Below are 14346 nucleotides of genomic sequence, written 5' to 3' on the forward strand. Positions count from 1 at the left end.
AAGTCGCTAGCCTAAATGAAAACAACCTACTTGAAACACCTACTTCAGTTACTTGTCTTTTCATTTGTCCTAACAACGGGCATGGCCCAAGAATACAATTCATTTGATATTCGATATCAAAACAATATAAAAGGTGACCTCACTTTTATTGGTAATAATATAGTTAATCGCGATGGAGGCACCGCTACAACTGAACCTGAAGACGCCTATAACAACCTCAGTACAGATTCAAACAGCGATCCTGAAACTGAAGGTTTTTTCAATTATAATGACTTCAAGAACATGCAATATATTGATGTGGATGGAGACCCAACCACATTCAGTTCGAGTTCTTCTACATTCACATTTCCACAAGCTAATTGTAACCTAATTCGATACGCAGGCTTGTATTGGTCTGCAACCTACCCCAGTGAAACTGCAAACGGATTTTACGATGGTGTTACTTACACTCCAAATACCATAACTCCCGGTACGGGAAGACAAACAGATTTCAATCAAGTACGGTTTCGAGTACCTGGGGGCACCTACGTCGATGTAACCGCTGATGAAGTTCTTTTTGACGGTTTTTCCAGTACCGATCCTGATGTACAAAGAAACAGTCCTTATGCATGTTATGCAGATGTAACTGCTTTAGTGTCCGCACTTGCCAATCCTGAAGGAGAATATACTGTTGCAAACATCCGGTCGGTAACAGGGTCGTTAACCCCTGGTGGTGGAGCTGCCGGTGGATGGACTCTTGTAATTGTCTACGAAAACCCAAATTTAACAGGTAAGCTTATCACCACTTTTGATGGCTTTGCTTGGGTTAATGGAAGCAACTCCATCGATATCAATTATAATGGATTCAACACAATTCCCGCAGGACCTGTGAATGCTGATATCGGTGTCGCTTCGCTAGAGGGAGATTATAGAATCGAAGGCGATGGCATGAGTATTCGCGCAGCAAGTTCAGCTACATTTACGACCATCAACAACGCTACGAACCCAGCAGATAATTTCTTTAACAGTAATATTACCCTCGACGGTGTAGTGACCACCAATAGAACCCCCGCTAGTATAAACACATTGGGCTACGATACGGATATGTTTTTGTTAAGCAATCCTGCAAATGCGGTTATTCCAAATGCAGAGACCGATGCAACGTTTCGTTTTTCAACTAATGGAGACTCTTACTATCCCTTTTTTAATTCTTTTAATGTCGAGATAATTGAACCAAATATTGTTCTTGAAAAGCGTGTGGAAGATATTGCTGGTAATGATATCACTGGTCTAGGGGTAAATCTTGGGCAACAACTCGATTATGTGCTTTCTTTCGTTAATACTGGTAATGACGATGCCACCAATTACACAATTAGAGATGTACTCCCAATTAACGTTACCCTTGACGAATTGACAATGACATTGCCTACTGGTGTAACCTATTCTTATGATAGTGTCAATAGGGAAATCATATTTTCAATTCCGGATAACTTGGTTGAAGTGGGTGACCCTACATCGAATATTCGTATGCGTGTTCAAGTAGCACAGAATTGTTTTGATTTTATCGATGCTTGTTCCAACCAAATCGAAAATTTGGCATTCTCAACATATGAGGGCATCATAAATGATAACCAAATAACTGACGATCCCAGTGTGTCTGATTTCGACAATTGTGGTTTTGTAACCCCTGGAGCAACTAACTTTCTGTTGGACGATTTAGCAAATTGTGATTTTTCAAGAACAGTTGAATTATGCGGAGACGATGTGTTGCTTGATGCCGGTGATAATTTCGACAGCTACACTTGGTATTTGGACTCAAATGGAAATAGCATAATTGATGCGGGCGATGTTGTCGTAACAGATGCAGACGCAGATAACGACCCAAGTACCCTATTGGTTAGTCAAACAGGCACATATATCGTTGATAAGGACGTGGCTGACCCCTGTCTTGGTTTTCAAGAAATCATTCATGTTACACTTTTTGGAACCACACAGGTCAACCCAATTTCTACATTAATCAATGATACCTCAAATACTGTAGATGGCGAAGTGGTGGTTTGCCCTAACGATGGTCAAGAACTACCAGAAATCTTTTTGTGTGGATTAAACGACACTGAACTCATCCAAATTAACATACCGGATGCTGACAGCATTGAGTGGGAGCAACTTGACGAAGCAAGTTGTGGTACCGCAACCGCCGATTGTGCCAATACCGATGGTAATTGTACTTGGAACAACGTGGCAAATGGCAATGACTTCCTCGCACAAGATGCTGGTCAATACCGTTTGATAATAAACTATCAAAATGGTTGCTTCAGTAGATTCTACTTCAATATTTATAAGAATCCCCTAGACCCACAATACACCTTTGACGATATCATGTGCGGTAATCCAGGTAATATTACCGTTACCAATGTGCCACTTAACTATGAGTTCCAGTTGTTGGATGCGACCACAAACAATGTACTAGTTGGCTATAATCCTAATCCAAGTTTTGATATAGCTACAAACGGTATTTACGCTGTAGAAATTAGACAACAAGGTGTTTCGGATGGTTGTGTTTTTCGACTGGATGATATTGGAATTAGGGAAAGAAATTTTCAGGTAGATGTTTCCTCGGTTGATACAAATTGCAATGGTTTAGGTTCTATTTCAATTTCTGTTCTTGATGTTGAACCTCAGTACTATTACGAAATACTACTGGGAGGAACTTCGGTTGATACCTTTGGTCCTACGAACGACAATAATCATACATTCAGCAATTTAAATGATGGTACTTACGAAGTACGGGCAAGTACTGATGATGGTTGTGCATTTACCCAAAACATTACTATTAACGACGTTACTGATTTGGCAGTTAGTGCATTGGTAACAAAGTCCATTGATTGTACTGATGGTACGGTTGAGCTTACCCCTTCGGGAGGGTTTCCCAACCCAGATTACTTCTTTGCCATTTGGAGTCATGATGGAGTTGACCTATACCCAGATGTTGCTAGTATTCCTGGTAGTGCTTATCAAATTGGGACTACGTATAGTTTTAATGCATCAGAAGCTGGTGATTATGAATTTATTGTAGTTGATGGCTACAATTGTAGTTTCATATCTAATGAAATAACCATTACCGAACAACCGTCAATTGACTACACCACAAGCCTTACAAATGAAACTTGCTTTAATCAACAGGATGGCACTTATACGGTAAACGTAATAAACAGCAATGGTTATTCTTTATCGTATGTTCTAACGTATCCTGATAGTTCAACGCAATCAAACACCTCGGGTCAATTTACCGGATTGGGAAGTGGGGGATATGTTTTGACCGTAACACAAACCCAAGGGGCAATATCTTGTGATTTTGTGGAAACATTTTCAATTGGTGGCCCAACAGCTCCCTTATCATCAAATGCTGTTTTTCTGCAAGACTATACTTGTACTCAATTTGCAACAATTGAAGCACAGAACACTGTCGGTGGTACCCCGCCCTATGAATATTCAATTGATGGTATAAATTTTGACGGTAGTTTCGGTGCTGAACAATTTGGCGGTCTCGTTGACGGCACTTACACCATTACCGTTCGCGATGCCAATGGCTGTACCATTCAAACCAATGCAATAACCATAGACCCTTTCGTTGAACCAAGCGACTTAACATTTGTTGCCTCAGCAGCCGTTTGCCCGGCCAATACTTCAGACGTTACAACAACAGTAGTTGATGGTGAGGGGCCTTTTTTGTTTGAAATCACATCACCTGCAACTATTGCTGCAACTACAATAACGGGTAATTCTGCGTCATTCGTAGGCCTAACACCAGATACTTATATATTCCAAGTAACAGATGCTAATGGGTGTTCATATGACGAAAGCTTTACAATTGCTCCTGTAGTACCTATTGATGTCGTTGGGACTTTAGACGCCAATCAAACATGCTTCAATGATGGTTCGGGGGCAATCTCTTTTGACGTTCTCAATTTTTCAACGGATTATAACTACGCTGTAACTGGCCCTCAAAATTTTTCAGGTAACAACGAAACGTCAACAAACCTTTCCTTTACCGGCCTCGATGTTGGAACTTATACAATTCAAGTAACTGATAACACGACAAATTGTACCGACACTACAGATGTAACCGTAAACGGTCCCTCATCCCAATTGACCATTACTGCGAATGAAACACAACCAACCTGTACTGCCCCTGGCAGTGTTATTGTAACAGCCTCTGGTGGTTGGGGTAGGTATAATTTCGTTTTGACTAATCCAGATGCAACAACAGTTGGACCAACATTCAACGGAAACTTCTCGGGTCTAACGCAAACCGGCACTTTCACAGCAACAGCAACAGATGCAAATGGTTGTTCTGTTTCTACGACATTTACTTTAACCAATCCTACCAGTCCTATTTTGGGTATAACCCCAAATGATTCTTGTTATGACGACGCAACGGGGCTGACGTTAACGGCAACTGTACTTTCTGGGGGTGATGGTAATTATGAATATAGCTTAAATGGTGGCGCATTTGTGCCAACAAACAGTTTTACAGGTTTAACCTCGGGTACATATACCATTGAAGTAAGAGATGGTAATAATTGTACGGATACTGAGGTGATAACCATTAACCCAGAAATTTCGGTGGTTGCCAACGCTTCAAATATTTCTGCTTGTGGCAGTTCTACAGATATCAACATTACACCCGCAGGAGGTGATGGCAATTATGTTTTTGCTGTTGTTGGAGATGGGGTAACACCCACTGCAGGCGATTTTTCAGCTACTAACCCTATTTCAGTAAATGCCACTGGCAATTACGACGTTTATGTTCGCGATAATAATGGTGCTGCGGCTTTCTGTGAGGCTTCTTTTGATATTACCATTGGTCAAGACGACCCATTAACAATAGCTGCTACAGAAACACCTATTCTGTGTAGCGGTGAAAGCAACGGTTCGATTACAATTACCGCAGGAGGAGGCGAGGCCCCTTATGAATACAGCAATAATGGTGGCACTAATTATCAGGTTTCAAACACTTTCACCAATCTCTCCGCTACAAATTATGATTTGGTTATTCGAGATGCCAATGGGTGTACGGTTAACTTGATATACGCATTGATATCACCACAAACCCTATCAGCATCAGCGGCTGTTACCGAACTAGCAGAATGTAACGTTGCAGGTGCAGAGGTGCGAATCAGCAATGTTATTGGGGGCACTGCTCCATATGAATACAGCTTTGATGGAGGTTCAAACTATGTCTCAAGCAGTACTGCAAATCTACTCCCAGGAACCCATAATTTAAGTGTTCGAGATGCAAATGGTTGTACATTCACAATGACAGTCGATGTTGCAGATGCGCCAGACGAACCTGTAGTATCGGCTACAGTTTCATATGAATGTGATGGGGAGGGGGTAATAACGGTTAATACTGGAGATCCAACTTATGACTACACTTACGAATTGAATAGTGTTCCAAACACACCAGAAACTTCAAACATATTTAACAATGTTCCAGTGGGCAACCATACCGTGACGGTAAATTACACCTCGAATATACCACCTGCTGTAAGCACCCTTTTAAACGAAGATTTCGGTGTTGGAGCGCCCACTGCGATCCCTGAAATTGACCCATTATTTTGTTTTGAGCCGCAAGACGGAAATCCAAGTTCTTGCCCTGCTTTTGGGACTGATACCCATATTCAAGATGGAGAATACTCTGTCGCAAATACAATTGTAAACCCATATACTTGGTTGGTTCCAAATGAACAATCAGGTGACCCAAATGGCCGCTATCTCGCTATCAACGTTGGGGGTGTTGCAGGGGTAGGCGGTATCGTATATGCTAAGCGTAATATTGAAATCATACCTAACCAAGATATTACCGTATCTCTTGATCTATTCAATTTAAAATTTGTGGGATCTACGGGAGTTGACGCCAATTTGGAAATCGAACTTGTTGACCCAAGTGGCACAGTCATTAGCAGTTTGGCCACTGGTCCGATACCAAAAACAAATAATGCAGATGACTGGCTTACCGCTAACATAACTCTAAATCCAGGGGCTAACTCAAATATTGATATCGTAATCAGAACCATTGCGGTTGCCACAGGTGGTAACGATGTTGTAATTGACAATATCATAGCTGTTCAATCACCTATTGTTTGTTCGCAATCAATCGATATACCTGTGGTTGTTGAACCAGGAAATGCTTTCGGAGCCAATCTAACGGCCTTTTCAAATGTTACTTGTAACACTGGTGTTGATGGTAGTATAACGTTCGAAGTTGAAAACTTCGATACCGCCAATGGTTACGAATATTCAGTTAATGGAGGTGCCTTCACGGCCGCTCCAACAGGGCCTGTTCCAAATACAATTACAATCTCAGGGCTAGCAGCAAATAATTACACTATTGAGGTTAGAGATATAAATGACAATAGTTGTTCCGTAACCCTCAACCAAACTATTTCTGAACCAAGTCCTGTTGTTGCCACCGCAAGTTTGACCGATGTTTTAACGTGTGCTAACGGAGGTGCTACGATTACCGCATCTGCTAGTGGGGGGACTCCAAATTATAGCTATCAACTCGAAGATGATTTGGGAGGTATTATAATTGGTTATGATTTCACCACAAATGGAACGAATACGGTTTTTACCGGACTATCGGCTGGAGATTATATCATTAGGGCAAGGGACACCAATAATTGCGAAGACATTATAGATAGCGCAATTACCGTTGACCCTACTAATAGCATAGTATTCAACACCATGGTTACCAATTGTTATTCGGGCGCAAATGATGCTACAATTCAGATAAACGTCACGGATGGCAATGGGGGTTACGAATTCAGTTTAAACGGAGGTCCATTTATTGCTCCCACACCTTCAACTGCTACTTCATATACCTTCCAAAATTTAACTGATGGTACATATACCGTAGATGTTAGAGATGGTTTTGGATGTATTGCAACACAGCAAATTGTCACAATTAACCCCGAATTACAGGCAAGTGCAGTGTTGAATAGTGATTTAACCTGTCTTGTTGATGCTTCAATCACAATAAACGCTTCAGGCGGTGTCTCCGCGTATTCATACGAATGGTCAAACGATGGGGGGACCACCTTTCAAAGCACTAATTTTACAGGTAACACCTTTACAACCAACGTATTTGGAACATATATTTTTCGAGTAACGGATAGTTCTACTCCTGCAAATTGTACCGTGTTGACAAATCAAATAATGGTCACTGAAGCACAAACTCCTGTAATTTCCAATATAACTCCAACGGATATTCTTTGTAATGGAGATATTACAGGTGTATTGGAAATCACTATTGATACCTCTGTTGGTTTGGCCCCTTACGTTATTAATGTCACCGAAACAATTACCTCTACCAACTATGGTACCCAGACAACAAGCCTTCCTGCGGGGAACTATAGTGTTACCATTACTGATGCAAAAGGTTGTGTTTCCAACCCTTTTAACGTTGCAATAACCGAACCCACTCCCATTCTACAAAATACCAGCAGTACGAACCTTGTGTGTACAGTTTCAGGTACGGATTTAGGTACGATAACTATAGATGCTTCAGGAGGCTCTCCGACATATATTTATACCGTTCATAATACGGACTTTAGCTATAATCAAAACTATGACACTTCTACCGGAACCAATGACCACACATTTAGTGGACTTGATTTTGGAGATTATACGGTAATCGTGCGGGATGCAAATAATTGCGAATCCACCTCTACCATAACAATTACAACTGGGCCGGATATTTTAATAACCACCCAAGGAACCGCTGGCTGTACACCAGGTAGTGGTGAAATGGATGTTACAGCAGATACGACCTCTGGAACGCTAGGTGGAGGCCCATTTTATTTTGCTATTTTCCCAGCCCCGCCATTCAATGCTCTCGACCCAGCGTGGAATGCAGCAACCACTACAGTTGCGCCGGCCACCTCGCCAAATTCATTTACATTCACAGGTCTTACCCCTGGAGTAACCTACACTTTTGTCGTTCATGATGTAAGTTCTGGATGTGAATTCAATCAAGAGGCCACAGTGCCAGTTGCAGCAACTTCAACTATGGCGGTCACAATCGACACCATTGAAAACGTTACCTGTACGGGTGCAGCTGATGGTTCGGTAGATTTTACCGTATCAGGGCACGGCGGTAGCGATATTAATTACGAACTTTTCCAATTTGTTACAAACGTTACAACTGGAATTACCGGCTCCATTTCGGGGATTGTTGGTGGCCCAGAGACCGAAACGCTTTCGGCTTTAGCGCCTGGGGAATATTACTTATTACTAGAGGAGGCTAATGGCCCCAATACTGGCTGCGTAATCGCCTCAGCCCCTTTTACGATAACACAGTCACCTAATCTTTTACAGGTAACTGCAGATTCACCCCAAAATGACAATTGTAACCCAAATGAAGGGTTAATAACGGCAGTAGCACAATTTGGTACGGCTCCTTATGAATTTCAATACCTGCGGAATACAGACCCGGCTCCTACAGCTACTAGTCCTGGTTGGTTATCCGTAACTTCTATGAACGTAGAGTCTGGGAACTACATTGTTTACGTTAAAGACGCAAACGATTGTATTCAAAGTGATGCGGTGACCGTACTACTAGACGCAGATCCTCAAATCTCAGTCGCAGTAGTTGATGAATGTGTTACAGAAGGAAACTTTGAAGTGCTGGTTACATTAAATAATCCTCTATTGGCAATATCTCCATTCGGTTTAAGTCTAAATGGTGGGCCTTCACAAAACATAACTTTCAATGGTAGTAACCAATATACAGTATCCGGAATCAGTTCTGGACTTGGACAAACGATAACCATTACTGATTTTAATGGGTGCTCTGACACTCAAAACTTTGATATCCATCCTCCTTTACAATTCAATGCGACCATGACTACAGCACTTGATTGTGAAGTCGCTCCAGCAAACAATGCAGAAATTACCATAGAGGTATTTGCGGGGTCTGGAACTTATGATTTCGAAATCGACGGTCCTGGAGCAGTAGATCAATCTAGAACGGCTATGGGTGGTACTTCAGTTGTTTGGACCGATGCAAGCGTGGCTGGAAGTTACACGGTTACCGTTTTTGATACTTCTACCTCGGTTCCAAATTGCTTAGGAACGATTACTGTTGATGTCCCAAATGTTGTTGTCCCTGATTTTACAGAAACCCACATCGATATAACTTGTAATGGCGCTAATGACGGAAGCATAACCTTGTTTGAGAATGCAAATGGAATAACACCACTCAGTTATTCAATATCACCCATTGCAGGCACCTTTAATGCGGGTACCAATACCTTTGAAAATTTACCGGCTGGCAACTATACCATTACAGCTACCGGCAGTAACAGCTGTACCACTTCGATTACGGGTATAATCATTGATGAGCCTTTGGCAATTAATGTTCCTGCTCCTTCGGCAGTGGAATTTGGTTGTTCTGTTGGGAACAATTTAGATAATCCAACAGTAACGGTTGACACCTCTGGTATCACTGGTGGTTCAGGAAACTTTGTGGTTTTCGAATTCATCGATACAGCAACTACTACCGTGCTTCAGTCAGGGTCTAACAACAGTTATACCGAAACGAATACAGCAGGTCGATCTATAGCTATCAACGTTTACGACGATAATGGTTGTCTGGGCACCACGTCAATCACAATACCTGCATTCAATGAACTACAATCAACCAATATTGCTATTGACACACCAATATCTTGTTCAAATTCAGGTGAAGAAATAACAATAACAGCAATTGGAAGCCTAAACAACTCCTCAACCAATCCTGCTGATTACGAATTTAGATTGTTGCCTAGCGGAACCTTTCAAGCATCAGGTTCGTTCACAGGTCTTGGTGCAGGCACGCACAATTTTGAAGTTAGAAATGTAATCACTGGCTGTCTGATTACAACATCACACACGGTTAGCGATCCCAACACCTTTACAATAGATGTTAACGTCTTAAGTGACGTGATATGTTTTGGCACACAAACTGGTCAAGTATCATTCGAGTTGATAGATGCAACTTATGTAGGAGCAATAGCTTATGAAATTTTCGACACTAATGGTACCCCGACCAATTTTGCAGATGACATTTCGGTAGTAACGGGAACTTTCGCCAACAATGGCCCAACGGCACCAGAATCATTGTTTGCTGGAGATTATTATGTTGAAATTACCCAAACGGCCTTTCCTGAGTGTTCTAATATTGAGGCTTTTTCTATTGCAAGTCCATCAGCAGCTATTACTGGGGATGTTTCTGTAACCGACATTACTTGCTTGGGCAATGATGGAGAGATTGCCATAATCGACGTTCTCGGCGGCTGGGGTGGAAACTCCTATTATGTGGGAACTTCAGCTCCGGCTGGACTTGGCTCATATACCTCAAACCCAGTATTTAGTGGATTAACCGCTGGAACCTACCAAGCTTGGGTCGTTGATAGCCAAGGTTGCGAACAACAGGTCAGAGCCGGTATCGTACTGGTAGACCCAACTGCCATAACTGGTTCTATTCAAATTAATAATGACAACTGTACCAATGTGGAGGGCGAAATAGAAGTTGTAGGTGTTTCTGGCGGACAAGGTAGCAACTATACTTATCAATTAATTCAAAATGGGACCAACATAGGAACCCCACAAACAAGTGCTATATTCTCAAATCTGGGTGACGGTATTTATGAAGTCTTAATCGCTGACCAATGGTCCTGTTCGTTCACTACTCCTCAAGTAGAGTTACATGATGAAATGAACTTGACCACTACAATTGTAAAACCAATAGACTGTTCTGTTTCGCCTGATGGTGAGATTACGGTTACGGTCAATGGTGGTTCTGGTAATTTTGATTATACTGTCACATTCCCTGATGCGATAACCACTATCAACAACACGACTGGAGTATTTGTTGGGTTATCTCAAGTGGGCACCTATAGTTTTGTGGTCAACGATTTAGACACTGCGGCACCAGTTTGTTCAAGAACAATTACCCAAAACTTAGTTGCGCCTACACCTGTTACTTTTGACCCTCACACCTTGGTTAATGTTAGCTGTAACGGAGGTTCTGATGGAAGTATTCTAATAAATCTTGAGCCTACGTCTGCAGGGGTAAATGACGACCCTGTGTATAGCTACAATCTTTATGATAACAGCGGCGCCTTAGTTGCCGGCCCACAAACAGACCCTAATTTTGCAGGTTTGGTTGCGGGAACTTACGAAGTAGAAGCCATATCCAGCAAATCGTGTCTGGCTAGGGAATTTGTTACGATAACAGAACCTTTGGCCCTTGTGGTCACCGCTTCAGCTACACCATTTGCTTGTAATGCCCAAAACACGGTTGCAACTTCAACAATTACGGTCACCGCAACCGATGGCTCACCAGGGTACTTATATAGCATTGATGGCACCAATTACCAAAGCAGTAATACATTCGAAGTTATCAACGACGGTACGATTCAGAACATTACATTATTTGCACGTGATACTAATGGGTGTGAACAATCAGATACAGTTATATTACAACCAATCAACAGCTTTTCAGCTGCTGTCACCCAAAATGTTGCAATCTCTTGCGTAAATCCTGAAGAAGTATTGATTACTGTTACTGATGATGGAAATCCGGCTAATAACTACACTTTTGAATTGCTACCAATCGGAAATACTGCGGGAACTTTTGTTTCTTCGCCAACCAATACGACAGCAATCTTTGACTTAAACGTCGAGGGCTCATACACCTTTAGAATTACCGATAATGGTACGGGCTGTTATGTTGATACAAACACTTACACAATCGCTCCTTATGATTTAATTGATGTTACAGCTACACCGATAGCGCCTGCTATTTGTTTTGGAGATGCTAACGGAGCATTGGAGATTACCCTAAGTGGTTATTCAGGCACCTACGACTACGAAATATTTGACGATTCGAACGTTACCACTGGAATAACCGGAAGTGCGGATACGGCTACAAATCCATTCACGATCACTGGACTTTCTGGAGGAAACTATGTGGTAAGGGTTACACAAACTGCTTATCCTTTCTGCACAGAAGATTCCAACACGATTACAATTGCTTCTCCAGACAGGCCGTTGACCTTGACCCCGGTTGAGGTTGCCAACGTGACCTGTTCAAATAATTTAGGAGAAATTGAGGTTTCACCAGATGGAGGGTATGCACCTTTTGATTTTGTATTGACCAACACTACCACAGGTGATGTGTATGTTCAAAACGATGTCGCCAGTTTTGTTTTCACAGGTTTGAGCGCGGGGGATTATGATGTTCAAGTTACTGACGATTCTGGTTGTATAATTACAGAAAATATCAGTTTAATACAGCCATCGCCCATTACAGCTGGTATTTCAGCAACTCCTACGACATTGCAGTGTTTTGGTGACACCAGCGCCACGGTAAGTGCAACTGCGGTAATAGGGGGCCAAGGTATCTATCAATATCAACTCAACACATATAACGCCTCAGGGTCTGTATTGGTTGCTTCCAGTGGTTTACAAAGCAGCCCTGACTTTAACAATCTTGGTGCGGGGGTTTATAGCATTACCATTAGTGATGGGTGGAGCTGTGGTCTTGAAACCCCACAAGTAACCATTGCTGAACCTTCAGAAGTTGAAGTTTCGTTGGTACAACTTAGCGCATTGACCTGTACAGTTGATGCACAACTGGAGCTCACTGTAAATGGTGGCACAGGCCCTTATGAATACAGTAGTGATGGTATTGGTTATAATCCCTTAAACGGGGCTAACACACATACCTTTTCAACCGGAGCTGGAACTTACCAATTTTTTGTTCGAGATGCTTTTGGTTGTGAATCCATGATTTCTAATCAAATTGTAGTGGATCCAGTCGAACCAATAATGCTTATAATAGATGAAACAGCTGCAATCATCAACTGTACAGGAGAAAGTTCAGCAACCCTTATAGTAGACGCGACAGGTGGGCTAGGTAACTATAGCTTTGAACTCTTTACCGATGCAGCGCTAACCAATCTCGTTAGCGGGCCAACCTCAAATGATGAGTTTTCATCATTAAGTTCAGGAAGCTATTTTGTTCGGGTAACTAGCGGTGATTGCTCCGAAGTGTCCAACGAAATTATAATTACAGACCCTGAACCATTACAGATTGTAACAGAGGAATTCACCGATATTAGTTGTAGTGGTGAGCAGGATGGTACAATTTCAGTAGAAGTCACTGGTGGAACGGGAGAAATTTTCTATGCCATTTCACCCAATCTGGATCAATTCGATACAGAAAACGTCTTTACTGATTTAGCGCCTGGTGTTTATGATGTCATTGCCCAAGACAGGAACGGATGTTTTATCCCATTCCAGTTCACGCTAGTGGAACCCAATCCTATTGAAGTAACGGTAACCAGCAATACGGGAGAAACTTGTTTTGGATTGAATGATGGGGCCTTTGAATTGAACGTCGTAGGCGGAACAGGTCCTTATTTTACAGCCCTTGATTCAAATTCTGATGTTGATTTTGTCCAGGACCAAACCAGTTTTATTGATGTTTCCCCGGGCTTACACGTAGTATTTGTAAGAGATTCACAAGGTTGTGAAACGAATGTAACACTTCAAATTGAGGCTGGGGTAAACCTAAACGCCACAGTTGCTCCTATTTACGTTTGTAACGGAAATATTCCTGAGAACAGCTTAGATATAATTTTTGAGGATACCACCGTAATCCAAGACGTAATGTTTGCTCTTGATTCAACTGATCCTGCTGATATGCAATTGGATTTCGACTTTTCAAATGTTGCGCCAGGAGACCATTTCATCACCATTGCCCATGCAAATGGCTGTATAAATACGATTGACTTCCAAATAGAGAATTATGAACCTTTAACCCTTGTTTTGGAGCAAAACAACATTAATGAAATCACCGCTTTAGTTACTGGTGGAGTAGCGGAATACACTATTTATTTCGGAGATGTTGATAATGGTTCTGACAATACTTATATAATTAATAGAACCGACACATACGTTGTTACGGTTATTGATCAAAATGGATGTGAAGTTTCTTCAGAAATATTTATTGAATTTATTGATGTTGAATTACCGGATTACTTTACACCAGACGGTGATGGTCTTAACGATACGTGGTCTCCACGAAATTTAGAACCCTACCCGAATGCACTAACAATCATTTATGATCGTTATGGTAGAGAGCTCTATCGTATGGTAACAAGCGATTCTCCACCTTGGAGTGGATTATACCAAGGAAACACCCTACCTACAGGTGATTACTGGTATATCTTAAAATTACAAGGTGAATCGGACGATAGGGAATTTATAGGACATTTTACATTATACAGATGATGACTTAAAAAAAGCAAAGCA

The 14346-nt window shown here is 41.7% G+C and carries 1 protein-coding gene; it reads left to right on the forward strand.

Going from position 1 to position 14346, the window contains the following annotated elements; translation table 11 throughout:
- The first annotated feature begins 15 nt into the window (after positions 1-15).
- Entirely contained in the window at positions 16-14325 is a 14310-nt protein-coding gene (locus HCU67_RS04680) for a T9SS type B sorting domain-containing protein (protein WP_168551414.1), read from the forward strand.
- Positions 14326-14346 lie beyond the last annotated feature (21 nt).

It is taken from the genome of Croceivirga thetidis, assembly GCF_012272815.1.
Taxonomy (GTDB): domain Bacteria; phylum Bacteroidota; class Bacteroidia; order Flavobacteriales; family Flavobacteriaceae; genus Croceivirga; species Croceivirga thetidis.